This window comes from Lacinutrix sp. MEBiC02404, from assembly GCF_053601575.1.
In genome coordinates this window covers 126,079-153,033 of record NZ_JBSHNV010000143.1, presented here as the reverse complement: position 1 = coordinate 153,033, position 26,955 = coordinate 126,079, and the positions used below count along the sequence as shown (strand labels likewise).

Genomic DNA, 26,955 nt, shown 5'->3' with positions numbered 1-26,955 from the left:
ATAAAAAAAGCTTCGAAAGTAATTTCGAAGCTTTTTTGTTTTGTATAATTTGTAGTTTTAATTTCCTTCTACACGTTCAATCTTTGCGCCAATAGCACGTAGACGTTCGTCAATATTTTCATAACCTCTATCAATTTGCTCAATATTATGAATAGTAGAGGTTCCTTTAGCAGATAAAGCTGCAATTAATAAAGAAACTCCTGCTCTAATATCTGGCGAAGTCATTGTAGTAGCTTTTAATTGTGATTTAAAATCATGACCTATAACAGTTGCTCTATGTGGATCACAAAGAATAATTTTCGCTCCCATATCTATCAATTTATCAACAAAGAACAAACGTGATTCAAACATTTTTTGGTGCACTAAAGCACTTCCTCTTGCCTGTGTAAGTATCGTTAAAACAATGCTCAATAAATCTGGTGTAAATCCTGGCCAAGGCGCATCAGAAACAGTTAAAATAGAACCATCTATATAACTTTGTATCTCATAACCATCGGTATGCGCTGGAATATGAATATCATCTCCTCTTCTTTCCACGGTAATACCTAGTTTTCTAAAAACATTTGGTATTTGACCTAAGTCATCCCAACTTACATTAGTAATGGTCAGTTCACTTTTTGTCATAGCAGCTAAACCAATCCAACTACCAATTTCAATCATATCTGGAAGCATTCTATGTTCTGTTCCACCTAATGCGTCGACGCCTTCAATAGTTAACATATTAGAACCAACACCTGTAATTTTTGCTCCCATTCGGTTAAGCATTTTACAAAGCTGTTGCAAATAAGGCTCACAAGCTGCGTTATAAATAGTTGTTGTTCCTTCTGCTAAAACAGCAGCCATAACGATGTTTGCGGTACCTGTCACTGATGCTTCATCTAGCAACATGTATGCTCCTTTTAGTTTATCTGCTTCTACACCGTAAAAATAATCTTCTTTATTATAACGAAATTTTGCTCCAAGTTTAATAAAGCCTTCAAAGTGTGTATCTAGTCTTCGTCTACCAATTTTATCTCCTCCAGGTTTTGGAATATACCCTTTTCCAAAACGAGCTAAAAGTGGTCCAACGATCATAATAGAACCTCTTAGTCCACGACCATCAATCTTAAATTGTTCCGACTCTAAGTAATTTAAATTTACTTCATCTGCTTGAAAAGTATAAGAACCTTTTCCTAATTTATTAACTTTTACGCCTAATTTTTTTAATAATTCTATAAGCTTATTAACATCTACAATATCTGGAATGTTATTTATAGTTACTAACTCTGGAGTTAGTAATACAGCACATAAAATTTGTAAGGCTTCGTTTTTTGCTCCTTGAGGTTGAATTTTTCCTTTTAATTGGTGACCTCCTTCAATTTTAAATGTTCCCATGAAATACTAGTAGCGTTTTCTGCTTCGACTTTGGTTTGTGTTACTGTTACTTTTTTTATAATGCGTTTTCTTAGTATTCGTATTGGTATTTGTATTCGCATACTTCTTTTTGCTTCGCATTAAACTTGTAGAATCTGATAAATCTTCTTCCGATTCTTTCAAGTTAATTTTCCCATCTGATAATTCAAATAAATGATTAAAAATAATATAATCTTCTACAGTATCTTTATTCCAATTTAAAAAACACTTTTTCATATGATTAGCAATAGTATAGACTAAAGCTTCTTTCATTTCACCATCTTCCCAAGTGTTAGCAACATCAATCATGGTTTTTATATTATTACCATAAAATCTATATTTAGGAAAATTCTGAGGATATTCTAAAGTATCAGGTCTTGCGTATAATTCTTCACGAGAAGGTTCTGGGTACGGAGAATCTACATCGATATCAAAATCAGCCATAATAAAAAGCTGATCCCAAAGTTTATGTTGAAAATCTGGTACATCACGTAAATGTGGTTGCATGTTTCCCATTACAGATATAATGGCTTTTACTAACTTATTACGTTCTTCTTTGGTTTCACGTGTTTTAGCATGTGCAATCATTTTCTGCATATGTCTTCCATACTCAGGAATAATTAAATGCTCGCGTTCTGTGTTGTATTCTAAAATATCTATCAAAATTTAAGTGTAGAGTTATATTATTTGCACGTAGTTATTATGCTTGTGCAAAGTACAAAAAATATTTAAAACTGGAGTTCGACTTAATCTTTGTTTTCAGTTTGAATGCATTTTTATTCCATTCGCAGTTATTATTTTGAAGGACGAACTAGTTAATTTGAAAAATTAGGACAAATGCATCCAACCTTTTAAAAACCCTAAAAAAATGCAATTTTATCGTATATTTTTTTTACAATATCTCTATATTTTAATAATTTCACGCTTCAAACCTCGCCTTTTCTTAGGCTTCTGAAAATTAAATTTTAAGCAAACCTCAGGTTTAAAGGCTAATAACTCCTTCTACATTTTCTGCAACTTCTTCATATTTTGCAATTACTGCTTCTGGATTTTCCATAACTACATGAATGGAAATACTTGTGTATTTTCCGTTTTTTGATTCCATAGTATTAAGAACAGCACCAATATTATCAAATAAAGCTTCAATTTCTGCAATTTTGTGCAAGTCTGATTCTACTATAAATTTATATAAATATTTGGATGGCCATGTTGCAGTATCATACAATTGCGCCTTTAATTTTGTATAAAATTCTTCTGGGTTTTGTTTTTCGCTCATGATTAAAAAATATGTGGTAAAGATACGGTTTCCTTTACATTTCTGAAATGCGTTTAACATTTTTTGGGTAAACGAATAATCCTATTTTTGAAACATATAAGCCTTTTTTATAATGCATTCCATCGCTACAGAATGAAAAAAGACAAAGCATCCACTAAAAACAGCATTTTACAACCCATCGAAAAAAGTGCAAAGGAGTTCTTTATTTAAGATTTAAATTCCGATTTTTACACCCAAAACCTTGCCAAACTTGAATACAAAGAAAATTATCATAACTGGAGGACCAGGAACGGGAAAGACTTCTATAATAAATGAGCTTATTAAACGAGGCCATAATTGTATCGAAGAAATATCTAGACAAATCACCTTAAAAGCTCGTGAAGATGGTATTGAGCAACTCTTTTTAACAGAACCTCTTTTATTTAGTGAATTACTTTTAAAAGGAAGAAAAAAACAATTTGAAGAGGCAAATGCTTTTAAGGAAGACTTTATCTTTTTAGACAGAGGAATTCCTGACGTCTTAGCATATATGGATTTTATTGGTGATGATTATCCCGAAGAATTTAGAAACGCATGTAAAGACAATTTGTATGATCATGTTTTTATTTTAGCGCCTTGGCAGGAAATTTTTAGTAGTGATAGCGAACGCTACGAAAATTTTGAACAAGCAATAGAAATACATAAACACTTATTAAACACCTACAAAACCTATAATTATAGCTTAGTAGATGTACCATTTGGGTCTATAGAAAGTAGAGCCGACTTTATTTTAAATGTGGTAAAAGCATTGTAATGCAAAATGCGATAAACATATTAGAACGTTATTGGAACTTTACCAGTTTCCGCCCTTTTCAAGAAGACATTATAAATGCAGTAATTGCAGGAGAAGATGTTATGGCACTAATGCCAACTGGAGGAGGCAAGTCTTTATGTTTTCAAATTCCTGCACTTGCAAAAGATGGTATTTGTATTGTCGTTTCCCCTTTGGTTGCCTTAATGAAAGACCAAGTAAAAACGCTAACAGATAAAGGTATTAAAGCTATTGCGCTTACTAGCGGCATACATTATAAAGAGCTAGATACGCTTCTAGACAATTGCATTTATGGTAATTATAAGTTTCTTTATCTTTCTCCAGAACGTCTACAGCAAGAACTAGTTCAAGACCGCATAAAACAAATGAATGTAAACCTTATTGCTGTAGATGAAGCACATTGCATCTCACAATGGGGAAATGATTTTAGACCGTCCTACAAAAACATAGAATTATTACGACAAATAAAACCTAGTGCGAATTGTATTGGACTTACAGCATCTGCAACACCTTTGGTGGTAGATGATATTATAAAAGAACTCGATTTTATAAATCCTAAAATATTTAAACAATCTTTTGCAAGACCAAATTTAGCATACATGGTTTTTCATGAAGATGATAAATATTACAAAATGGAAAGCATTTTAAAAAAACAGAATGCGCCTTCCATCATTTACGTTAGAAATAGAAAATCTACGGTAGAGATTTGTAATATGCTAGCCAAACAAAATATAAGCGCTACCTATTATCACGGCGGACTAAGTAATAACGAAAAGGACAAACACCTAAACGACTGGTTACAAAACAAAAACCAAGTAATGGTTGCTACCAATGCTTTTGGTATGGGAATTGACAAGCCGGATGTGAAAACCGTTATTCATCTAAACTTACCAGAAAGTATAGAAAGTTATTTTCAAGAAGCCGGTCGTGCCGGAAGAAATGGCAAAAAAGCATTTGCCGTTATTCTAAAAAATAATAGCGATGAAGCTTTAGTAAAAAAGCAATTTTTGGACGGATTACCTACCATAGATTTTGTAAAAGTAGTATATCGAAAACTCTGTAGCTACTTTCAAATATCCTATGGTGAAGGTGTAGATACCACCCATCAATTTAATTTTAATCAATTTTGTAAAACCTATACATTCAATACCATTTTATGCTATAATGCTATTCAGTTTTTAGATAGAACTAGTGTCATTAGTTTATCGAAACAGTTTAATAGACAAACGCAAGTACAGTTTATAATAAGCAACAATAGTTTATTTGCTTATTTACAGCATAACAATCATTTAAGCCTTGTTGTAAAATCTATTTTAAGAACTTACGGTGGTATTTTTGATCAAGAAATAAAATTAAACACAACGCTAGTAGCAGATAAAGCTTCGGTGAACGAAAACATTGTATTAAAAGTTTTAGCGCAATTAGAAAAAGATGAAATAATCACGCTAAACACCTCTAAAACCGATGCTGAAATCACTTTTCTAGAACCTAGAGAAGACGACAAAACGATTAATGTAATTGCAAATGTTTTAAAACAACAAAACACATTAAAGCAAGAACAAGTTGCTGCTATTTTAAGCTATGTTAAAAAAGAAGACCTTTGTAAAAGCATACAACTACTCTCCTATTTTGGGGAGAAAGATTTAAAACCTTGCGGTATTTGTTCTGTCTGTATTACCAAGAAAAAACCAGAAGTAAAAGAAATAAAATCCGTTAAAAACGCAATCATTAGCTTATTAGAAAACGGCCATTTATCTTCAAGAGCAATTTTAAAAGAATTACCATTTTCTGAAAAAGAAATGAATAACACGCTCCAATTACTATTAGAGCATCATATTATTACTATTACAAAAACGAACACCTACAAATTAGCACATTTATAATGAGAGATTTAAGAATCGTATTTATGGGAACTCCAGACTTCGCAGTTGCCACTTTACAAACATTAGTAGAAAACAAATACAACATTGTTGGTGTAATTACTGCGCCAGACAAACCTGCTGGTCGTGGTAGAAAGTTGAATGAATCTGCAGTAAAAGAATATGCCAAATCACAAGGTTTACATATTATGCAACCCACCAATTTAAAAGCAGAAAGCTTTACCGAAGCATTAGCAGCATTAAACGCTAATTTACAAATAGTAGTTGCTTTTAGAATGTTACCTAAAGTTGTTTGGCAAATGCCAGCATATGGTACTTTTAATTTGCATGCTTCGCTACTACCTAACTATCGTGGTGCGGCACCAATAAACTGGGCGGTTATAAATGGCGAAGCAAAAACAGGTGTCTCTACTTTTTTTATAGACGAAAAAATTGACACTGGTGCAATGATTCTTCAAGAGGAAGTTACCATTGAAGAAAACGAAAACGCCGGAAGCTTGCATGATAAATTAATGTGCTTAGGAAGTAATCTCGTTTTAAAAACCGTTGGTCTTATAGCGGAAGGAGATGTGGAAACAACACCACAGCCTGAAAATGCAGAAATGAAAACGGCATATAAATTAAATAAAGATAATTGTAAGATCGATTTTAACGACACTTTAGATAATATATATAATAAGGTAAGAGGATTAAGTCCGTATCCTGCTGCTTGGTGTATTTTACAAAATAAGGAAGAGACATTAGATATTAAAATTTATGCTGCCGAAAAAGAAGTAGAAGCACATGATTTAGAAATAGGAAAAGTAATAACCACAAAAAAAGAGATAAAGGTTTCTGTTCAAGAAGGTTACTTAATTATAAAAGAAATTAAGCTTCCTGGAAAACGAAAAATGGATGCAAACTCCCTTTTAAACGGTTATAATTTTGATGAAAACGCAAAAATGCTGTAAAGCCTTATGCTTGTTGACTTGTTAAAAATTCGATAAAATCCACTAGCTTTATTAACAAAACGCATAAGTTATTAACAAAAAAGCGTATTTCCCTTGCTATTACTTGCGTGGTTTGAATTTCCGTATAATTTTGTAGAGGATATAACAATAATGTTTAACCAACAATTTATTAATACTTAAAATTAAAATTATGAACAAAACAGATTTAATCGATGCAATGGCAGAACACGCAGGAATTACTAAAGCAGCTTCAAAGAAAGCTTTAGAATGTGCGTTAATAGAAATTGAAGGTGCTTTACAAAAAGGAAACAGAGTTTCTTTAGTAGGGTTTGGATCTTGGTCAGTTTCTAAAAGAGCTGCAAGAGATGGAAGAAATCCTCAAACAGGAGCTACTATAAAAATTAAAGCTAAAAACGTGGTTAAGTTTAAAGCAGGTTCAGATTTATCTAGCGCTGTAAACTAATTCTTTTTTAGAATATTTTAAAAAAGCCTTCTTACTTAAGAAGGCTTTTTTTTATGTTAATTTTAATAAATATTGGTTAATTAATAAAATTTTACTAGATTTAGTACAGTCAAAATAAATCTTTATGATTTCAACCAAACCAAAAAAGGGCAATTTACTTATTGCAGAACCTTCTATTATTGGAGACATGTCCTTTAATAGATCTATTGTTTTACTCGCAGATCACAATTCAGATGGCTCTATTGGCTTTATTTTAAATAAACCATTAGAGTACACCATTCACGACCTTGTACCAGGAATTGATGCAGATTTTAAAGTATACAATGGCGGTCCTGTAGAACAAGACAATCTTTATTTTATTCATAAAGTACCCGAACTTATACCAAATAGTATAGAAATATCTTTAGGTATCTTTTGGGGAGGAGATTTTAGTAAAGTAGCAGAACTTATTGCGGATAAAAAATTAAATAAAAAGCATATCCGTTTCTTTTTAGGATATTCTGGCTGGCAAGCCAACCAACTGGATGATGAACTTAAATCAAACTCTTGGGTGGTTACAGAAAATGTATACAAAAAAGAAATTATCGAAAAAAACTGTGAAGCTTTTTGGAGAGAAAAAATGCTAGAATTTGGTGGCGAATATAGTATATGGTCTAATGCACCAGAAAACCCCAGTCTTAATTAGATAATCTAATTTTTACATTTAGTTTTTTAACTAAATCTTCCGCTATAGTATGATCAAATGCTTTCTTTCTGTATTTGGTTATAGACTGTATTCCTGTGATAACATTTGTTATAAATAATTCGTCAGCTTTTTGTAATTCAAAAGGAGAAATAGAAGCTTCCTCCAAAGTGATTTCTGGTATTAACGCAATGACTTCCATAATTTGCTTACGCATAATTCCTTTTAAACAACCATCTGTTAAAGGCGGAGTTTTAATTGTTTTTCCTTTTACTAAAAATATATTTCCATTTAAAGCTTCTACAACGCTCTTATTTGTATTTAGCAGTAAACAGTTGTCTAAGTTATTTTCGTTTCCATAAATACTTCCTACTACGTGTAACGCCTTATTATTTGTCTTTAGTGTAGATAATAAACTTGGAGACACATAATAATCTTTAAATAAGTCTACCTCATATTTCTGCGAATTAATAAGATAAAAATCGGCATCTAATTTTGCGGTACTTATTACATAATCGATTTCATTATTTTTTGGAAGATATAAACCACCTGCTACTCTATTCACCATTAACTTCACTCTTGCAGATTCATCTGACAAATGATTTGCTGTTAAGGTTTCTAAAATTTGTTCTTCTAAAAATTCCATCGTAAAGTGCATTGGTATTTCCATGCGCATAATACGCATAGAAGCCATTAGTCTAAAGTAGTGATCTTCAAAAAACAATAGTTTACCGTGCGAACATTTTATAGTTTCAAATATAGCGTCACCATAATTAAAACCTCTATTGTTAAACGAAATTATATTTATTTCGTCCGTAATATTTCCATTAAAATTTATCATAAAAAAGTCCCGAAAATTAATTCGGGACAAATATAAGTTTAATAATCGTATTCTTTTTTAAGCGGAACCTAATACTTGCTTTAAATCTGAAATTTGATTTTCCCAAAGCATTTTGGATTCTTCCACCTCATCTTCATCTGCAAAATCGGTAATCATGATAGAAACATCTTTAGTAATTTCGTCTACTTGAATTCTAATTTCAAAAAAAGTAGAACTATCTTCATCATCCAACCATTTAAATTTAATGCGTTCGCCACTCTTTTTACTTAATAGTTTGGCTTCTTCTTCTGAACCATCCCAAATAAATTTAAAAAACTCTCCTCGAGAATTTACATTTTCTGCATACCATTCTGATAAACCAGAAGGCGTAGAAATATATTGATATAACAGTTGCGGTGATGCATGTATAGGGAATTCTAATTCGTATTTAACTTTGTCGCTCATAGAAAAAATAATATTTTGTTCAATATATACATTTAATTATAAAGTTCTAAAATTTATTTTTAAAACTTTTTAATTTGTTTGTTTGCGTGCTTAAGAATTGTTTATATATTTGCAAACTCAAATTATGGCGAGGTAGCTCAGTTGGTTAGAGCGTTGGATTCATAACCCAGAGGTCACGAGTTCAAATCTCGTTCTCGCTACAAAACGTAAGGTTTTATTATTAAACGGTTTAGATATTTCTAAACCGTTTTTTTTATACCTATACGAAAGGGTTTTCTTGAGGATTAAAGCGTTTTACCAGACCAATTAGCAAAGATGGATCCCGAACAAAAATGAATATTATCTGCGTTTTATGTTCGATAGAGACCTATTCGGGATGCAAAAAAAATAGTTTTTCGTTATAAAAAGGTAATAATTTTAAAACTATCCTCCTCCTACATCTTATTTTAGAGTGCATTTTTTAGATCAAAAAATATCCAAATCCCAAAAGAAGTCATTACTTTTCTGTAACATGTATACCTATTTATTTCGACACTTATCTGACCACCTTCCATTATTCCCTATTAGAGCATCGACTTTAATAGCCGTTTTTTTTAGTCACAAATGCTACTCCAAGTTAAGAGGAACAAATTTCATGTAAACGCTAATTAGCATTTGGAGAATAATTAACGTTTTAAAGTAATATGTCCCTTAAACTGCTGTTCTCCTATGATAATATGATACCAATAATCTGAAGACGGTAATTTCTTGTTTTTAAATGTTCCATCCCAATTTACATTACTGTTTATAGCAGAATATAATAATTTGCCATAACGGTCAAAAATATAAACCTCTGTAGAAGCAAAATAATTAGATATAGCTAAGGAGAAAGTATCATTATAAGAGTCATTATTTGGCGTAAAAACCTTAGGAATATAGAAATGTAAATGCGCAATAGAAACCGTAGTATCACAATCAGATGATTTCACATAAAGGATATATTGACCTGCAACTACATTATAAAAGGTAGGGTTTGTTTGAAAAGAAATGCCATCTAAAGAATATAAGAAATCTCCTGTACTTGTCATTTCGACAACAATATCACTCCCATTGGAAGTTACAGCTTCAATAACGGGTATATCTATTTGCGAAACATAAAAATTAATAATGGTAGTAGAGCAACTATCGGATACTTCAACAGAATAATCCCCTGCACTACTAACCGTTATGCTATCTGTAGTTTCGCCCGAATCCCACAAATAATTAGGAGTTACTATCGTGGTGTTTGCATATAATATAATGGTTTCCCCTTCACAAAACATTACAAATTCTTCCACGGTATCTAATGGTTGTGTTCCCTGATTTACATACATACAAGAAGTTGCATCCAATTGAAAATCATCCCAGCAAGTTACGTTTCCTGGATTAGTTGGTGCAGTTCCTAGATTGACATACATGCAAGAAGTAGTATCTAATTGAAAATCATCCCAACACGTTACATTCCCTGGATTAGTAGGTGCCGTTCCCAGATTTACATACGTACAAGAAGTAGTATCTAATTGAAAATCATCCCAGCAGGTAATGTTTCCTGGATTAGTAGGTGCCGTTCCTAGATTTACATACAAACAAGAAGTAGTGTCTAATTGAAAATCATCCCAACAAGTTACATTTCCTGGATGATTAGGTGCCGTTCCTAGATTTACATACAGACAAGAAGTAGGGTCTAATTGATAATCATCCCAACAGGTAACGTTTCCTGGATTGGTAGGTGCAGTTCCTAAATTTACATACAGACAAGAAGTAGCGTCAAATTGATAATCATCCCAGCAGGTCACGTTTCCTGGATTAGTTGGTGCAGTTCCTAGATTTACATACAGACAAGAAGTAGGGTCTAATTGATAATCATCCCAGCAGGTTACGTTTCCTGGATTGATAGGCGCAGTTCCTAAATTTACATACATACAAGAAGTTGCGTCAAATTGAAAATCATCCCAACAATTTACATTTCCTGGATTAGTAGGTGCCGTTCCTAGATTTACATACATACAAGAAGTAGTATCTAATTGAAAATCATCCCAGCAGGTAACGTTTCCTGGATTAATAGGAGCCGTTCCTAGATTGACATACGTACAAGAAGTAGCGTCTAATTGAAAATCATCCCAACAGGTGACGTTTCCGGGATTAGTTGGTGCAGTTCCTAGATTTACATACATACACGATGCAACGTCATATTGAAAATCATCCCAACAGGTTACATTTCCTGAATTAGTGGGTGCTGTTCCTAGATTTACATACATACAGGAAGTAGCATCTAATTGAAAATCATCCCAGCAGGTTACGTTTCCGGGATTGATAGGCGCTGTTCCTAAATTTACATACATACAAGAAGTAGTGTCCAATTGAAAATCATCCCAACAGGTCATATTTCCTGGATTAGTAGGTGCCGTTCCTAGATTGACATACATGCAAGAAGTAGCATCTAATTGAAAATCATCCCAACAGGTGACGTTTCCTGGGTTAGCAGGTGCCGTTCCTAAATTTACATACATACAAGAAGTAGCATCTAATTGAAAATCATCCCAGCAGGTAACGTTTCCTGGATTAGAAGGAGCAGTTCCTAGATTTACATACAAACATGAAGTAGCGTCTAATTGAAAATCATCCCAACAGTTTACATTTCCTGGATTAGTAGGTGCTGTTCCTAGATTTACATACGTACAAGAAGTAGCGTCTAATTGAAAATCATCCCAGCAGGTAACGTTTCCTGGGTTGGTAGGCACCGTTCCTAGATTTACATACAGACATGAAGTAGCGTCTAACTGAAAATTATCCCAACAGTTTACATTTCCTGGATTGGCAGGTACTGGATTTACAGTAATCGAAAATACATCTGAAACCGTATTACATGACGAATTATTCAAGTTCACCATAGATTCGGCAACTTTTGATCTATAATAGGTTGTAGCAGTAATACCGTTTATAGTGCTACTTGCTGAAGTTTCCCCTGATATATCTGTCCAAGTAATCCCATCCATACTTTCTTGCCATTGATAAAAATGTGAAGTAAAGACAGAGAAATCTGGAGTTACGGTTAGTGTTGTTGCATAAGGCGTTTCACAGCTAGAAATGGAAATATTTGGATTATTTGCGCTATCACCAATCGAAATAAAATCACCACAAGTTTTAAAGACAATATCATCTATTGCTAAATCATTTCCATAACCACCAACGCCGTTATTTACCATTTTTAAAATCACTGAAGTCTGACCGACTAACGTTTGAAATACCAAGCCATATGGAACCCATTCTCCAGTATCTGTGCTTAGTCCACCAAAAAAATCACCAGTAGTTCCTGATGCTAGCTGCGTTGTATCTAAACTATCCCATATTTCAAAACTTACATTACATGGATTTGGCAAGCTACCAATGTTATACAAATCTCTAGGTGTTAAATTAACCAACCAAGAAGAGAATTCATAGGTTGTATTTTCACAAAGTCCAGAAACAGGTAAACTAAAAAACTCGCCTGGAGTATGACTAGCATTAACAATTAACATTCTTCCATTAGTATCGCCTGGTGTATGATCTTCGAATCCGTAATTAGGACCATCAAACCAATTCCAGTAGTCTGAACTATTGGAAACGGTATATTTACCATCACCAAATACTGTGGCACCTAAAAAATTATAAGTTGTTGTTCCTGAAGGCAAGGATACATTTTGCAAAGTAGCACTTGGAGCAGTACCAAAATTTTCCGTAAAAATGGGGTCTCCAGAATTACCAGAGCAAAAGCTTAATTGCGCATTGCTATCTAATGAAATAAAAAGTAAAATTAATAGTATACATACTCTATTTTTTAATGCCATGTCCAAGGATAATTAGTTACTGTATTGGTTATTACCTTGCTATATTACTTTAATATTTATATAATTCTCAGTGCTTTTTTAACTTATAATAAGAGTATTTTACCTAAACCCATTTTTAGAATTAATAAGAAATTTTATAAAATATGGGAATTGTTCCGAAATAAAATAATTAATAAACAAGAAGACTAGATTAGCAAACATTAATTTTTTTCAATTCTTCTTCCGAAAAACTTAAATTTTCTAGAGCTTTCACATTTTCTTTTAGTTGCTCTGTGGAACTAGCTCCAATTAAAACGGAAGTAATTTCTGGCTTATGAAGCAACCATGAAATTGCCATTTGCGATAATTTTTGTCCTCGTGATTCTGCAATACTGTTTAATACTTTTACCTTGGCAATCGTTGCTTTTACTTTCTCGGCATCCAAGTGTGTGTTTTCTTTTGCGGCTCTAGAATGCAGCGGAATACCTTTTAGATATTTATCGGTAAGCATGCCTTGCGCCAAAGGAGAAAAGGCTACACAACCCAAGGCTTCTTCTTTTAATGTATCTAACAATCCATCTTCCACCCAACGATCTAAAATAGAATATCGTGCTTGATGCACTATAAAAGGCACATTCCAGGCTTTTAGTAACTTTGAAGCTTTCGCTGTTTCTTCCGGTTTATAGTTAGAAATTCCAACATACAATGCTTTTCCTTGCCTAACGATATCCGATAAAGCTAGCATGGTTTCTTCTAAAGGTGTGTTTGGGTCGGGTCTGTGATGATAAAATACATCTACATAATCCAATTGCATGCGCTGCAAACTTTGATCTAAACTAGAGATTAAATATTTTCTAGATCCCCAATTTCCATAAGGTCCAGGCCACATATCATAACCTGCTTTGGTAGAAGTAAATAACTCGTCTCTATAAGACTTAAAATCCTTTTTAAATATCCTCCCAAAATTTTCTTCTGCAGCACCATAAGGCGGTCCGTAATTATTAGCTAAATCAAAATGAGTAATCCCTAAATCGAATGCACACCTTAAAATTTCTCTTGCATTTTGAAATGCATCCACAAATCCAAAGTTGTGCCATAACCCTAAAGATATTGCAGGCAATAACACACCACTATTACCGCTTCTATTATAGATCATTTTATCATATCTATCTTCGGAAGCTTTATACGTTTTAGTGTTTGACTTATCCTTTATGGTCATTTTGAAAAGTATTAATTTAGACTAAATGTCTTTTCAAAATGTGGCATTTTATCTGCTTTCCATTCTTCACCTGTTTTTTTATTATGCCACCATTTTGGTTGCACATGTGTTTCGCTCCACGCTTTGGCATCTGCTACTAATTTCCTTAAAACTTCAGGATGCGCTGCACTAATATCATTAGTCTCGCTAATATCTTTATCGATATCAAATAACTTCCAATCTTGTTTATACGCCTTTACAGCTTTCCATTTTCCATTTCTTACACCAACATCACTAAATCCATTTCTATGTCTCATAGTGAAGATATTACCATCTTCTCGAACTTCTTTATTCGTCATAAAATTATTCCACATATCTTTCCCATCTAATGTTTTAGTCGAAGGAATTGTAGCATCCGCTAATTTTGCAAATGTTGGATATAAATCTAAAGCAGAAACAGGATCGTTGTACACATTTCCTGCAGGCACAACACCATTCCAATGGAAAAACATTGGTACTCTGTAACCACCTTCATAAACACTTCCTTTCCCTTCTTTTAAAGGGAAGTTATTTGCTCCTTTATCTGGTCGCCCTCCATTATCACTATAAAAAACGATTAGCGTATTATCATATTCACCAGTTGCTTTTAAAGTTTCGACAATACTCTTAACACCTCTATCTACAGCATACACCATAGCGGCATAGGTACGACGGTCTTTATCCTTAATATTAGCAAACATTTCTAAATCTTCTTTCTTCGCTTCCAAAGGTGTGTGTGGCGCATTATAAGACATGAACAAAAAGAACGGATTGTCTTGTTTTGAAGATTCGGCAATAAAACGAACGCCATGATTAGATAATTCATCTGTTAAATACTCGGTATCATTGGTTACTTTTTCCCCATTATGTTCTAAAGGAGATAGGTAATCCCAAATCACTTTTACACCTCGTTTTTCAGCATCTGCATACTTTTTCTTATAATCTTCTGGATGGTAATTATGTCCACCTCCTAAAAAGCCATAAAAATCATCAAATCCTCTGTTATTTGGGTGGTATTTATCTACTGCTCCTAAATGCCATTTACCAACAAGACCTGTTCTATAACCAGCCTCATTAAGCATTTTACTCATAAATTTTTCATTTACATCAATACCTTGAGCAATGGTTTCGCTATTTGGTGGTAAATTGAATTGTGCACCAATAGTGTGTGCATAACGACCGGTTAGAATTCCTGCACGACTAGGACCGCAAAATGGATGTGGTACATACGCCGAAGTAAATTTTGTTCCTGTGGCAGCCAAAGCATCTAAGTTGGGTGTTGTAATATCTTTAGAACCGTTAAAACTAACATCCGAATATCCCAAATCATCACATAGAATCATGACAATATTTGGTCGTTTTGGCGTCTCCACCATTTTAGTTTCCACCGTTGTATTTTCTTCTTTTGTATCTTCTGCGCCTTGTTTGGTAGCGTTACAACCTACAGCTAAAAGTAGCAAAAAACTGCATGCTCCTATTATTTTTCTTGATATATTCATTTGTAAAAGGATTTAGTATTTCTATTCATTTTTAATTTCTTCGATAAATAACACTTCATAAGGTTTTAGCGTTGGTGATGCTTCCATTGGCACGCCATCTATTAGCTCTTTAAAGGCTATTATTGTATTCGATTTTCTATTTTTTACCCGCAACTTTACGTCTGTTTTTCCAACATTTAGTATCGATAACACTTGGTTTCCTGCCTCATTTTTAATCACTCTCCAGATACATTTTTTTACGTCATTCCCATCGTTTTCAATAATCTCTACGGTTGGCAACTGATTTTTAGCATCTAATATAGATAATGCTTTAACTTTCATTTCTTCTAAAGTTGCAACGAATAGTAATTGACCATTACTTGCTTTTAAAGCGGAAATTGGCCTTCCATATTCATCCGTCTTCAGACTTTCATTATCTATAACAATTATTCCTCCAGCATCTAAATGCTTTTGAAGCGTTAGCAATTCGGAAGAGGTAACTTGTTTTGTTTTATGAATTAATATAACATCCCAATCTGAATTATCTATACGTTTGATGATGTTTTGAGTGACAAAACCTAAAGGCAAACCTTCAAAATTTAAGCTTTCATATAAAGCAAACATCGTATCCATATATCCCGCATTCTGAGTAGCCGATGTTTTAGAATAAAATAAACGAATAGGTTTTCTCTGTTGCTGAAAGGCTGTAATCTCTTCCGAAAAACGATTTAAATCTAATAGTGTGTTTTCTAATTCGAATGTAACACGTGGCTGCTGATTGTTAGATCCTGCATACCCCTTCCCTGAATTTGCACGTAATGAACCATCTTCTCTTCTAGGCCAAAACCAAGTTTGTGAAACGTTTAAACCTAAAATATGTGCAGACCAATACGAAGCTCTAACGTATTTAGGATTCATATATAAATCACGAACATGACTGCCGCTAAGCAAATGGCTTTCCGAATTAAAATTGATTTGATTGGGTTGAATCGATTTTAAAAAGTCGTAACCCATATATAATTCTCTCCAGTTCCAAATATAATTATCGTCCCATTCAAAAGTGTCAGGTCGCGTATTATTGTAATGCGATGCAGCGTCGTTTCCGTTAATTTCACTCAATTCGGTTAATGCTTCCCAATCGATTCCAGAATCTGGATCATTGTCTGTAAAAATAGAAGGCATTACTTTTAGATGTGCTTTTGCTTTAGGATCGTATTTACGGATTTCAGATTTCATAAACGTAAACCAATCTGTTACTCGTTCTTGATTAAAAGTCGTCCAATCGTACCATTTCGCAGTACTTCTTTCTGAAATATCTACAGGTAAAACAGTAGCTATGGCATCAAAATCTTTCAAGTTTGTATTCCAAAGTGTATTTAAAACTGCTATCGTTTTATGCTTTTCTTGAAGCCAAGTTTTAAATTTTTGAATGGTATAATTGGAAACATCCGATCGAAACCAAACTTTCTTTTTACCATTCGTGTAATTAGCCCAACGAGGTTCATTTGTTAACATATACCCTAATTGCGTATATTTTTTTTCTACAAAAGTTGGAACTGTTGCCTTAAATAATTTGGATAACATATCTAGTGCTCCAGGATTATCAATATCATACGATGTAAATGGTTTACCAATAATTTGACCAAATTCTTCACCATAAGCACTGGAAGCCCATTTTGGTATCCCTTTATGCGAAATAAACACAAAACCTGTGTTGTTAGATGTATTGGCTTGCAATCGTTCTGTTACGGATTTATTTAGATTTCCTTCTTTATTTTCTAACTGACTAGGAGCAATAAAAGCATTATTTAATGCTCCAAAATATGTAGATAGCTTATCTGAAGTAGGTTTCCATGTGTAATCATGCAAAAATACCGGTCTATTTTTATACAACAAACTGCTTCCTTTTAATGTGATTTCTGACCAATTTGGTCTTATATAAGGTGTTCTTTTAATCTCATTATTGACTAATTTCTGAGCAGTTTCTATAGTCTCATCTAATAGTTTTATTACATCATTTCTTTCAAACTTTGGTAGTTTCTGCGCCATTATAGCTGCACTATCTTTATAGATATTTATTTGTTTGAATAGTTCCGTATTTTCTTCCAAATTACGTTCATCCCAAATGGCAAATTTTAAAAACGTTTCGGCAGTAGCAATTGCTAATTCTTCTTTATGCGTTTCAATATTTTGCTGTTCTAAAGTATGGATAAGTGTTTTAAGCGTTTTAATTTTTGTCTTAGCGATAGACTTTGTAGACTGCGATTGTACAGTGGTACAAGACAACATACTGACTAAAAATAAGATATACAAAGAAGCTCTAATCATCCTTTATTGAAAATATAAACTATCTAAAACAGTTTCATTTTTATTCGTATCGATAACCACGATTTGCATCGTATCAAAATACGCTGGTTTTTCGATTGCTACATTCATTTTAAAAACTTTTAAAGGATTCACGCTCTCTACATCGTAAGATTTTAAAAGAGTATCTCCTGTTTTAAATTGCAGTACCGCTTTACCTTCTATAAAAACCCCATACGTGCCTTCTACACTATTTCCGGAATTAGTAAATGTTATTTTTTTGGTTGTAATTCCTGCTAAATTCACGTTTAAAACGGGTGCATTTTCAATTTGAGCAGCACCATGAATTTCTCTGTAATCAAAACTTTCGTTTGGTGCTAAAGTATAAAGTGGTGTTTGTACTTCCGTTTCTATATATCCTTCCGACAAGCCACTACAAAAAATAGCATTGTTTAAACCATGATCGTATTCCAATTCTGGATTATAAGGCTCCATAATTTTCGCAAAAGCGGTATTGGTTTTTTTATTCACGTAACACAACCAAGACTCGGAAGCTATCATGTGAATTCCTGCCATTTGGTTATAATCGTATGCTACTTCATAAATTCCTGGAGCGACTTCACCATTCCAGTTGGTACCATGATTGTAATATTTCTCAATATGTTCTGGATTCTTTTTATCTAATTTAAAACGATTACGATTGAGGTAATTCCAACGTTGGTCTGCATTGGTTGTGATTTCGAATTGTTCTCCATTTGGTAACTTTAAATTTTTATCAAAAGGAACATAAGCCACATAGTTTTCACCATCATGTAATCCTTTTTCCGTTTCTGAAACATGCTGACTCGAAATTTTAAGTCCGCGTTTCACTTCCCTATCCCCAACATTTTTTAAGGTGTGATCGATATATACCAAACTACTATTGGGTTCTATATATAATGTTCTTGCATATTGTATTTCTTCCTCAATTTTATCGGGATACACAAATCCTATATTGCCAAAAAACTTAGGCACAGGTAATTGTTGCACTCCAGATTGCACTTCTATAGTTTCAAAACCTAAGTCGTTTTTCCCTTTAGTTACATCGTAAGTAGCAGCACCAATAATTACTGGTGGTGGCCAACGATTCCCTCTATTTCCTTCTCTATCTACAGAACAGTTTTCAAAAGGTAATGGTACTAATCTATAACCTCCAAAGTTGCGCCATTCGTTTTGTTTTATTTCGTCTGTTGCAGGAAATGTTTTCCCTAACATTTCTGAATTCAACCACAAAGAAGGCACTTCTCCTAAATTATATTCTAGAATTCGTCCTCCAGCATCTGACACAACAGCCAAGCTGATATATTTGTTTTTGGCAACATATACGTTTTCCCAATTCCAATTTTTATAATTTTCTTCTACAGAAACAGTTTTCGGGTTTTGTGCTATACAACTACATGTTATAAATACTATTAAAAGGGTTAAAAGTGATTTCATGTATTTATTTTTTAAGTGTTTTACTTCCTATTGTATATATGGTATTTAATTTACGAATTGGCACATCCACTTCTTCTCCATTAGTATATAAAACGGATGCGGATTCGATTTTGCTACAGTTACCTAAACCAACATGCAATTGTGTGTTAAAGCTATGGGAATAAGAGGATGATGTAGCACCAACTATTCTTTTATAGGTATTACCACAGGCTTTTATTTTTAAAACAGCTCCCATTGCAGTTGCCTTTCCTGAAGGCGCATATCCAACATCTACAACCACATATTTATTAGTCATTGACGTATGATTATTTGTAAATAAATGCCATCTACCTCTTTCATTAGCACAAACAATATCGAGGTCACCATCTTTGTCATAATCAAACGCATCTGCTCCCATTCCTGTAGCTCCTAGTTCTTTTGTTATAAGCCCATGAGAATTTACACTTTCGAAAGACTTTCCACCTTTATTTAATAAAAGAATATGTTTATTTTCTGTTGCTGAATTGCCGTAACGCAATACAAAAATATCGGACCAACCATCGTTATTAAAATCTCCAACAGCCGTACTTGTGGTTTGCTCTGCAATATTAATTCCGAAGGCTTCTGTGACATCCACAAACGTACCATCTCTATTCTCTAAGAGTTTAGCAGGCAGTTTTTTAGATGCAATAATTTCTGGTGATTTTGTAACATGATGTAAAACACCACTAGTTGGCGAATTGGTATAACCAGCTATTCTCCACTTTCCATTACCAATATGCCCAATATATAATCCGTTGGCTTTCGTGTCTTCTGGAAATCCTTGTGCTTCAGCTTGTGTGATTTTTAAATCATGATGTCCATGCTTATCTTCTTTACGTTTCCATAATTTCTTTTCAGCACCTAAGAAAATATCAAAATTTGGATAAGCCATCTGTAGATTTTCGATTTCCAAATCACCATCTACTTCAATATTTTCAAAGTTGAAAGCATTTCGTCTTGCAAAAAAATAAAAGGATTTAGTTTCTGCATCATATTCACTTTCCGAATCAAAAGGCAATTTTGAACGTGTTAAAAACAAATCATTATCGCCATCATTATCAAAATCAATTTCCGAAATACTATTTACTAGGTTTATCTTCGGAAGATCTCCGAAAACAGTTTTGGAAGCATCCACAAATTTGCCATCCGCTAAACCTTTGACTAAAACCATTTCTTGACCTCCATGAAAGATAATATCTGTAATATTGTCTCCATTATAATCTATAAGCGAGGTTCTCATGCTCATTCTATCTGCATGTGGTAAATATTGACTAAACTTGAATGCTAATGCAGTATCACTATTATAAACAACATTTCCCTTGTCTAATGCCTTTAGCGTTGGAAATGCAGACGTAATTAGATCTAATTTTCCATCTTGATCGATATCTACCAATTTTGTAGCGCGACCACGACCACCTTTAAAATGCTTGTAATCTCCTTCTTTTTTAATAGTACGATTTGGAAATGCTTGATAAAGTCTCACCTTACGAGGATTTTTTCCATCTCCACCACCAGGTTGAACAAGAATATCTACAATGCCATCAAAATTATAATCGCCAACTGCAATACCATGCGTATCACCAAAAATAAACGGCTCCCCTTTTTCGTAAACGCCATTATTATTCCAATATAATTCTACACGACGCGAATGTTCCATCAATAATAAATCTAAAAAACCATCCTGATCTAAATCGGCTATTACTGCATTGTCAAACTTTCTACGCGAACGGTTTTCTAGTTGAATAATACTTTCATCTTCAGAGAACTGTGTTGTAGCTGATTGTGCTTCAGTCTTAACATTAGTTATTTGTTTGGATTGTGCTCTGCAACTGAAGATTAGTAAAGCGGCAAAAATTGTTATTATTGATTTCATTTTTATTTTTTTTGAAAAACACCCCTAAGAGCTTTGCTCGATAGTTTCAAAACAAAATATATTTTGTTTCTCACTAATCCTGAAGGTGATAATCTTATGATTCAACTTTTAAGTTTCGATTTCAAATTCATTTTCAACTTCATTTTGACTTATCGTTTTTCATTTCTATAACTCAGCCATATTTCCTTTCCAACCTTTATTAAATTGAATCATTAATTCTTTAACGATTTCCGGATTATCTTCAGCAATATTCTTTGTTTCTGTTGGATCTGTTTTATGGTCAAATAATTCTACAAACACAGGTGGTTTTTCTTTATTTTTATAATCTTTCCAAACGATAAAACGGTATCTATCTGTACGCATCGCATAACCCATTAGGTCGTTTTCAAACAAATTTCTATCCCATTTATCACCTTGTTGCTTTTTTATTTTCGCTTCTTGTTCCTCTATTAAAGGGCCAAAATAGGTTTCGCGCATACCAACAGATAAAGGGTTTGCGGCCCATTCTCTTAAAGCTGGTGTTGGAAACTGACTAAACGCAGCATCTTTCCATTGTTTATTTGGGTTGCTTAATAAAGGCACAAAACTTTGACCTTCTAAATGCGCTGGTTGTTCCAAACCTGCTAATTCGTCTAATGTTGGATACATATCTACCAACTCTACTAAAGCATCGGTTGTTTTCCCTCTAGTTCCTGCTGGCATATCTGGTGTCCAAATCATCATTGGAACACGAGTTCCAATTTCATAATTGGTAGCTTTTCCCCAAATACCCATTTCTCCAAGATGCCAACCATGATCACCCCAAACAATAATAATTGTGTTATCTCTAACTCCAGCATCATCCAAACCTTGAATCATTTTTCCGATTTGTGCATCTATGTATGATACAGAAGCTAAATAGGCGTGTTTTAAAACTCTCGCCATTTCATCATCAATAGGTCCTTTTTTAGGAATTCCGAATCTGGCACGTAATTCAAAGGAAGGATGTAAACCCATTGTTGCTCCATTTTCTGGCGCAGTAGTTTGGGTCGCTAATTTAATTTTTGAAGCATCATACATGTCCCAATACTTTTTTGGCGCTAACCAATCCAGATGTGGTTTTTTCATTCCCATTCCTAAGAAGAAAGGCTTATCGGGATTTTTTTCTAACATGTCTTTTAGCGTTACAATTGCTAATTCTGCATTGTAACCATCTTCATAAAACGTATCTGGCACATCTGCGTTTTCGTAAGCTGGTCCTTTTCCTAATCCGTTTCTTGGTGCATCCGGCCCATACTTAGCAATCATATCTGCTTGATTCTTTTTAAACATCTCTTGGCTTTCTAGATTTGCAAAACCGCCTGGTGTTCTACTTCTTTTTATAGTCATTTTATCGTTAGCAGGTTCTCTACTCCACGATAAATCTAAATCTGCAAATGCTTCTTTGTGATAAATTTTTCCGGTATGAACGGTTTCATAGCCATTATTTTTAAAATGCTGAGGAAGTGTTATAATATCAGGATTTGCATCTCTAAAATAGGTGAAATTTTCAACTACATTAATGGTTTCTGGTCGCGCACCTGTCATTAAACTAGCTCTAGACGGACTACAAATAGCTTCTTGACAATATGCTCTATTGAATAATAAACCCTGACTTGCTAACTTGTCTAAATTTGGCGTAACAGCAATATCGGAACCGTAAGCTCCTAGCTCTGGACGTAAATCGTCAATAGCAATAAAAAGAATATTGGGTTGCTTTTTGGGTGCTTCTTGTTTGGTTGTATTGTTGGTCTTACAACTCATTACAAGTGCTAAAAAGCCAATTAAAATCAAGCGTATTTTCATAGGAAGTATTTTAGTTTATACCGATAGTACAATGTCTCCATAATCAACCAAATTATAAGCATCAAAATTATCTGTTAGGTGCATTATTTTATCCTTTCGCTTCTGAAAAATTAAAAGTTAAAAATGCTGACCCCTTAATTATTTCTGAATACAAAAAGCGATTAAACTATTAATAAACTATTTTTTTTTAGTCCAAACTCGGATATAATCAACATACATCGTAGTTGGCATACCTTGTAATTGCTTTTTTGCTTCTTCATCTTCCAATGGATCTACAGCTCGATTAGCATTATTTGAAAATTTCACAAAAGGTCTTCGCAAACCTAAAGAAGCGGTTACGTTCATTGGCCTATACCAATCTGTGTTAGGTTTACTTGCAATTTTCACACCATCAACGTACCATATAATTTCTTTTTCATTGACTTCACAACCATAAATATGATAATTTTTACTTGGGTCATCTTTCAGTCTGTATTTATTTAATTGTGTTTCTGGATGCTTTTTTGGTCTAAACCATACGTCTTTTCCATTTTGTTTTTTAACCAAATGTAAGTTGTGATCGGAATCCCTAATATCATCTTGATGTCCTTTATGCCAATCAAACTGCTGTAATTCTACAATATCAATTTCACAATAAACGGTTTTGCCTTCTTCTACGGTTCTGTCGAAATCACTATATAACCACAAAGAAGGACACACTCCATAGCCATTTATTGGTCCAAGAACATCTATTATAGCTCCCTTAATTCTAGCTTCAACATATCCGGTTGTAAAGGTTTCTTTTGATTTTAAAATACCCGATTTAAAATAAGTTCCACCGTCAGAAACATTATTTTCATTGTGTTGCATTATTAATTCGGCCACACCGTTGTTTAGCTTAATATTTTTCGTGTTGTCCCATTTCCAACCTGTGGTGTTTGGCAAGCTTTTAGTTTTAAACCATTTATCCCAATTGATTTCGGTAGTATTAAATTCATCCGATAAATTGTTAACTAACTTCCAATTATTTGCAGTTTGAGATGCTGAAGTTGGTTGATAACTTTTGGTTTCTGGTATTTGTTTTGACTTACAACTTGTGGTCATAAAGACAAGTAACACTATGTAATAGCATAATTTTTTCAATGGACTTATATTTTAATTATTGGATTTCTAATAAAGGTATTCTTCTTTAGTTGTTTTGTTAGAATTACAACTCATTGCTAGTACTAAGAAACCTATAAAATCAGGCGTAATTTCATATAAAAAGAGTTTATAGTTTAATTTTATCTCGTATGACAAGTTAGCACTAAATTAGAAAATGATAAACTAAAAAAATATCTGTTGTGTGCATTATTTTATCTTAATCTAGATCCAATAATTGATGCAGTTGATTATTTAATTGCACTTTGATTAGAGCATATTTTTTATCCGTAGCCAAATTTGTCCATTCGTAAGGATCGTTGGTGTGGTCGTATAATTCTTCCTTACCATTAAAGTATAAGATATATCTGTATTTTTCTGATCTTACAGAATAACTTTGCTCATTAGGCAAACTACTTTTATTTTTTCCTCTAACAACTGTTAATGCCACATCTGGTCCATTCCATTTATAAGCTTCATCATTTTCTAAAAAAGGTTTCAGACTAAAACCATTTAAAGGTTTCCCTAAATCATTTTTAGTATTCATGGATTTGATATTACAAAAATCTGCAATAGTTGGATATACATCAATTAATGAAACAGGATGATTTATGCGTTTCCCTTTACTCTCTTTAATACCTAAATCCCTAATAACCATAGGCACTTTAGTAGTTTCTTCCCAAAGATTATTTTTATAAATAAAATCTTTTTCTCCAAGATTATAACCATGATCACTCACTAAGATAACAACCGTGTTTTCATTAAAACTACTGTTACGTAAGGCATCCATGACTTTCCCAACTTGATCGTCGGCAAAACTCACACAGGCTAAATAAGCTTGTACATATTCACGTAAACCATCATCGATACTATTATAAGAGGCTTCTAAATCTTGGTAATGTGTTGTCCATGGCATTGCCCATGAAAATGTGGTTCGATAATACGTGTCTTCATTATCATTCTTTTTTATCACAGGAATTTTTAAAGTTTCTAAAGGATACCTATCAAAATATTTCTGTGGCGCAACTAAAGGTGTGTGTGGTCGCACAAAACCAACTGCCATAAAAAAGGGCTTGTCCTTTTTAGAATTATCTAAACTTTTTAATTTATTAACTGCCCATTCCGCGCTTAATTCGTCATTTAGCAAATCGCGATCCTCATCACTTACATAATTAAATGGTTTCTTATTTTTAACATCATACCATCCATTATATCCAGGAGTAGAATCTGTAGCTTTTACTTTAGGCACATCTGCAAGAGATGTAAATAATTCATCATTTTTATTAGAATAATATGCTTTAGGCGTGGATGGATGCGCGACAACCTTTTTCCCATTGTAAGCATAAGGTCCAAAATCGTTTTCTATACCATATTCATCCCATTCCGATTCCTCTCTGTGATGCATTAATTTTCCTGTAGCATATGTGCTATAGCCATTATCACTCATAAACCGAGCTATAGATTTGCTGTTTTTTAGTACGTCATTATCAGTCCAGTTATCAAACCAAAAATTTTTAGAAACATGCGGATAAATACCTGTTAACATACTCGCTCTCGAAGGTGCACAAATTGGTGCGTTGGTATGTGCATTTGTAAATACAGTGCCTTCTGCAGCTAAAGCATCCATATGTGGTGTTTTAACTTGTGGATGGCCACCTAAAAAACCTGTATAATCATTTAAATCATCAACGACAATCAATATTACATTTGGTTTCTTTTTATGCTGACTAATTAACAAATTTTGAAAGAAAATAGTAATAACTATTAGTAATATATACTTTATTTTCATTTTTGAATTTTGATTTTTTTCTAAAAATAAGACTTAGTTATAATTTGTCTTTGTTCTTCCTTTGGAATTCTCGAAATTTCTTCTCTTGTTTTGAAGTCAACTTTTGATTACTTAAAAACCAATATGCTCTTCTTGCAATAAAAATATCAGAATCTAAAAGCGAAATTACATTCTTATTTACAGTTGAAGAATTTGGGTTCTTATTCTGCATTAATTCAAATAAAGATGACACTTCTTGATACGATTCAAGATTCTTAAATTTTTCACTTAAACGATCCAAATATAATTTAGGAATGTCTATTTCTGAATTATTAAGTGAGCGAATAGCAGATAGTTTTTGTTTTTTTTCTCCCTGAAAGAACACTTCAGATACGGCATATAAATAAGTGTCAGGTCTTGCTTTTTCTAAATAACCAAATGCGTTTTTAAGCAAAAAATCATCTTTTAAAACGCGGTAAATAATAATATCCACAAAATCTGCTTTGTATATATTTCTTTGCTCTAATTCTTTTAATGCTATATTAAAATAAGTGTGATTATCGTTAGTAATAAAATTCTTTAATTGTGAATTAGAAACAGATTTACTTGTTTTTTCTTTTATTACGGAAACAATATTTCCATTTGCCCAATGCCATAATGTATAACAGGTTAAAGCTGCTCCAGGAACCGTGTCTTTTTCATCTAAAGACAAAATTGTTGCACCAGAAATAGCATCAACGTCTTGGTCTATAGCACTTGGAACCGTCCAAATATCTTCAAGAAAAACATCTCTAAAAGGTGAATCTGAATTTTCTAAAATGTTCTGCAGTTTTTTATAATCGTTGGGTTCAAATATATCAGCTTCATATTTTTCTAGGGTCACTCCTTTTTTAATTTGATACTTTTTATACTGACCTATATTATTCCAGTACAATGTCACTGGAATAACCTTACAAACTTCTGCCAAACAAATAACGGATTTAACATCCATATAATATTCGATAGGAAGACCATTTTTGTTTTGTACTTCTGTAAGTATAACCTCTACAAAATCATCTTCTCCAGGATGTTTAATTGAAACCATATGTTTGACTTCGCTTAAGTCTAATTGTCCTCTGGAAATAATCCCATTGAAAACCAAAACTAGCGAAATTACCCACCAAAATGTTATTTTAAATTGACTTAGCATTTATTATGCATAACAGCGTACCTCAAATAACTTTACATTTTTCGCACCATATGTTTCAGTCATTTTAATTCTAATGGCTGTCGTTTTAAGTGTTTCAAATTTT

Annotated in this window: 20 protein-coding genes and 1 tRNA gene; 6 read left to right on the top strand and 15 right to left on the bottom strand. The window is 33.2% G+C overall.

Translation table 11 applies throughout. The features are described 5' to 3' along the window. Positions 1 to 57: 57 nt before the first annotated feature. The 3 genes from murA to ACVCXO_RS05090 form a co-directional block, all read right to left on the bottom strand. Positions 58 to 1,374 (bottom strand): UDP-N-acetylglucosamine 1-carboxyvinyltransferase, encoded by a 1,317-nt coding sequence (gene murA, locus ACVCXO_RS05100; protein ID WP_452228520.1) that lies wholly within the window; start codon positions 1,372 to 1,374, stop codon positions 58 to 60. A gap of 6 nt (positions 1,375 to 1,380) precedes the next feature. Further along, complete coding sequence (locus ACVCXO_RS05095; RefSeq protein ID WP_452228519.1) at positions 1,381 to 2,055, bottom strand: DUF4290 domain-containing protein; 675 nt, start codon at positions 2,053 to 2,055, stop codon at positions 1,381 to 1,383. A gap of 319 nt (positions 2,056 to 2,374) precedes the next feature. After that, positions 2,375 to 2,668 carry a DUF493 family protein gene (locus ACVCXO_RS05090; RefSeq protein ID WP_452228518.1) on the bottom strand — a complete coding sequence of 98 codons (294 nt, stop codon included), beginning with the start codon at positions 2,666 to 2,668 and terminating at the stop codon, positions 2,375 to 2,377. A 250-nt stretch (positions 2,669 to 2,918) separates the two neighbouring features. Between ACVCXO_RS05090 and ACVCXO_RS05085 the strand changes: the two genes are divergently transcribed. The 5 genes from ACVCXO_RS05085 (at position 2,919) to ACVCXO_RS05065 (ending at position 7,457) form a co-directional block, all read left to right on the top strand. Further along, positions 2,919 to 3,461, top strand: a complete 543-nt coding sequence (locus ACVCXO_RS05085; protein WP_452228517.1) for an AAA family ATPase — start codon at positions 2,919 to 2,921, stop codon at positions 3,459 to 3,461. After that, entirely contained in the window at positions 3,461 to 5,362 is a 1,902-nt protein-coding gene (locus ACVCXO_RS05080; RefSeq protein ID WP_452228516.1) for a RecQ family ATP-dependent DNA helicase, read from the top strand. Before ACVCXO_RS05085 ends, ACVCXO_RS05080 begins: the two co-directional genes overlap by 1 nt. Further along, positions 5,362 to 6,309, top strand: coding sequence for a methionyl-tRNA formyltransferase (fmt, locus tag ACVCXO_RS05075; RefSeq protein ID WP_452228515.1), 948 nt, complete (start codon positions 5,362 to 5,364; stop codon positions 6,307 to 6,309). Before ACVCXO_RS05080 ends, fmt begins: the two co-directional genes overlap by 1 nt. A 190-nt stretch (positions 6,310 to 6,499) precedes the next feature. Next, positions 6,500 to 6,772 (top strand): HU family DNA-binding protein, encoded by a 273-nt coding sequence (locus tag ACVCXO_RS05070; RefSeq protein WP_055442264.1) that lies wholly within the window; start codon positions 6,500 to 6,502, stop codon positions 6,770 to 6,772. Positions 6,773 to 6,896: 124 nt separating this feature from the next. Then, positions 6,897 to 7,457 carry a YqgE/AlgH family protein gene (locus tag ACVCXO_RS05065; protein WP_452228514.1) on the top strand — a complete coding sequence of 187 codons (561 nt, stop codon included), beginning with the start codon at positions 6,897 to 6,899 and terminating at the stop codon, positions 7,455 to 7,457. Here ACVCXO_RS05065 and ACVCXO_RS05060 read toward each other — a convergent pair. Beyond that, positions 7,450 to 8,295 carry an aminotransferase class IV gene (locus ACVCXO_RS05060; protein ID WP_452228513.1) on the bottom strand — a complete coding sequence of 282 codons (846 nt, stop codon included), beginning with the start codon at positions 8,293 to 8,295 and terminating at the stop codon, positions 7,450 to 7,452. The two genes, ACVCXO_RS05065 and ACVCXO_RS05060, sit on opposite strands and share 8 nt — an antisense overlap. 57 nt (positions 8,296 to 8,352) lie before the next feature. Next, on the bottom strand, positions 8,353 to 8,739 hold the full coding sequence (locus tag ACVCXO_RS05055) for an START-like domain-containing protein (protein ID WP_452228512.1): 387 nt from the start codon (positions 8,737 to 8,739) through the stop codon (positions 8,353 to 8,355). Positions 8,740 to 8,865: 126 nt separating this feature from the next. Between ACVCXO_RS05055 and ACVCXO_RS05050 the strand changes: the two genes are divergently transcribed. Beyond that, positions 8,866 to 8,939 (top strand) — tRNA-Met (locus tag ACVCXO_RS05050). A gap of 465 nt (positions 8,940 to 9,404) precedes the next feature. On the opposite strand, the gene ACVCXO_RS05045 is transcribed toward ACVCXO_RS05050, so the two are convergent. From ACVCXO_RS05045 to ACVCXO_RS05000, 10 genes are all read right to left on the bottom strand, one after another. Beyond that, a complete protein-coding gene (locus ACVCXO_RS05045; protein ID WP_452228511.1) occupies positions 9,405 to 12,584 on the bottom strand; it encodes a T9SS type B sorting domain-containing protein in 3,180 nt (1,059 codons plus the stop codon). 190 nt (positions 12,585 to 12,774) lie between these two features. Next, on the bottom strand, positions 12,775 to 13,782 hold the full coding sequence (mgrA, locus tag ACVCXO_RS05040; RefSeq protein ID WP_452228510.1) for an L-glyceraldehyde 3-phosphate reductase: 1,008 nt from the start codon (positions 13,780 to 13,782) through the stop codon (positions 12,775 to 12,777). Between the two features lie 11 nt (positions 13,783 to 13,793). Continuing rightward, positions 13,794 to 15,299, bottom strand: a complete 1,506-nt coding sequence (locus ACVCXO_RS05035; protein WP_452228509.1) for a sulfatase-like hydrolase/transferase — start codon at positions 15,297 to 15,299, stop codon at positions 13,794 to 13,796. A gap of 21 nt (positions 15,300 to 15,320) precedes the next feature. Continuing rightward, positions 15,321 to 17,606, bottom strand: coding sequence for a beta-galactosidase (locus ACVCXO_RS05030; RefSeq protein WP_452228508.1), 2,286 nt, complete (start codon positions 17,604 to 17,606; stop codon positions 15,321 to 15,323). A 3-nt stretch (positions 17,607 to 17,609) separates the two neighbouring features. Beyond that, positions 17,610 to 19,058: a hypothetical protein gene (locus tag ACVCXO_RS05025; protein WP_452228507.1), complete on the bottom strand. Its 1,449-nt coding sequence runs from the start codon at positions 19,056 to 19,058 to the stop codon at positions 17,610 to 17,612. Between the two features lie 4 nt (positions 19,059 to 19,062). Continuing rightward, positions 19,063 to 20,952 carry an FG-GAP repeat domain-containing protein gene (locus ACVCXO_RS05020; protein WP_452228506.1) on the bottom strand — a complete coding sequence of 630 codons (1,890 nt, stop codon included), beginning with the start codon at positions 20,950 to 20,952 and terminating at the stop codon, positions 19,063 to 19,065. A 165-nt stretch (positions 20,953 to 21,117) separates the two neighbouring features. Further along, the gene (locus ACVCXO_RS05015; protein ID WP_452228505.1) at positions 21,118 to 22,776 is read right to left on the bottom strand and encodes a sulfatase; all 1,659 of its coding nucleotides are present in this window, start codon (positions 22,774 to 22,776) and stop codon (positions 21,118 to 21,120) included. A 177-nt stretch (positions 22,777 to 22,953) separates the two neighbouring features. Beyond that, positions 22,954 to 23,898 carry a family 16 glycosylhydrolase gene (locus ACVCXO_RS05010; RefSeq protein WP_452228504.1) on the bottom strand — a complete coding sequence of 315 codons (945 nt, stop codon included), beginning with the start codon at positions 23,896 to 23,898 and terminating at the stop codon, positions 22,954 to 22,956. Positions 23,899 to 24,115: 217 nt separating this feature from the next. After that, entirely contained in the window at positions 24,116 to 25,684 is a 1,569-nt protein-coding gene (locus ACVCXO_RS05005; protein WP_452228503.1) for a sulfatase, read from the bottom strand. 37 nt (positions 25,685 to 25,721) lie between these two features. Next, positions 25,722 to 26,747, bottom strand: a complete 1,026-nt coding sequence (locus tag ACVCXO_RS05000; protein WP_452228502.1) for a hypothetical protein — start codon at positions 26,745 to 26,747, stop codon at positions 25,722 to 25,724. Positions 26,748 to 26,955: the final 208 nt, after the last annotated feature.

What these genes read in the sequence shown, in the direction of transcription:
- murA (WP_452228520.1), bottom strand. Translation starts at nt 1,374, where the DNA reads ATGGGAACATTTAAAATTGAAGGAGGTCACCAATTAAAAGGAAAAATT.
- ACVCXO_RS05090 (WP_452228518.1), bottom strand. Translation starts at nt 2,668, where the DNA reads ATGAGCGAAAAACAAAACCCAGAAGAATTTTATACAAAATTAAAGGCG.
- ACVCXO_RS05080 (WP_452228516.1), top strand. Translation starts at nt 3,461, where the DNA reads ATGCAAAATGCGATAAACATATTAGAACGTTATTGGAACTTTACCAGT.
- fmt (WP_452228515.1), top strand. Translation starts at nt 5,362, where the DNA reads ATGAGAGATTTAAGAATCGTATTTATGGGAACTCCAGACTTCGCAGTT.
- ACVCXO_RS05070 (WP_055442264.1), top strand. Translation starts at nt 6,500, where the DNA reads ATGAACAAAACAGATTTAATCGATGCAATGGCAGAACACGCAGGAATT.
- ACVCXO_RS05065 (WP_452228514.1), top strand. Translation starts at nt 6,897, where the DNA reads ATGATTTCAACCAAACCAAAAAAGGGCAATTTACTTATTGCAGAACCT.
- ACVCXO_RS05060 (WP_452228513.1), bottom strand. Translation starts at nt 8,295, where the DNA reads ATGATAAATTTTAATGGAAATATTACGGACGAAATAAATATAATTTCG.
- ACVCXO_RS05055 (WP_452228512.1), bottom strand. Translation starts at nt 8,739, where the DNA reads ATGAGCGACAAAGTTAAATACGAATTAGAATTCCCTATACATGCATCA.
- ACVCXO_RS05045 (WP_452228511.1), bottom strand. Translation starts at nt 12,584, where the DNA reads ATGGCATTAAAAAATAGAGTATGTATACTATTAATTTTACTTTTTATT.
- mgrA (WP_452228510.1), bottom strand. Translation starts at nt 13,782, where the DNA reads ATGACCATAAAGGATAAGTCAAACACTAAAACGTATAAAGCTTCCGAA.
- ACVCXO_RS05035 (WP_452228509.1), bottom strand. Translation starts at nt 15,299, where the DNA reads ATGAATATATCAAGAAAAATAATAGGAGCATGCAGTTTTTTGCTACTT.
- ACVCXO_RS05030 (WP_452228508.1), bottom strand. Translation starts at nt 17,606, where the DNA reads ATGATTAGAGCTTCTTTGTATATCTTATTTTTAGTCAGTATGTTGTCT.
- ACVCXO_RS05025 (WP_452228507.1), bottom strand. Translation starts at nt 19,058, where the DNA reads ATGAAATCACTTTTAACCCTTTTAATAGTATTTATAACATGTAGTTGT.
- ACVCXO_RS05020 (WP_452228506.1), bottom strand. Translation starts at nt 20,952, where the DNA reads ATGAAATCAATAATAACAATTTTTGCCGCTTTACTAATCTTCAGTTGC.
- ACVCXO_RS05015 (WP_452228505.1), bottom strand. Translation starts at nt 22,776, where the DNA reads ATGAAAATACGCTTGATTTTAATTGGCTTTTTAGCACTTGTAATGAGT.
- ACVCXO_RS05005 (WP_452228503.1), bottom strand. Translation starts at nt 25,684, where the DNA reads ATGAAAATAAAGTATATATTACTAATAGTTATTACTATTTTCTTTCAA.
- ACVCXO_RS05000 (WP_452228502.1), bottom strand. Translation starts at nt 26,747, where the DNA reads ATGGTTTCAATTAAACATCCTGGAGAAGATGATTTTGTAGAGGTTATA.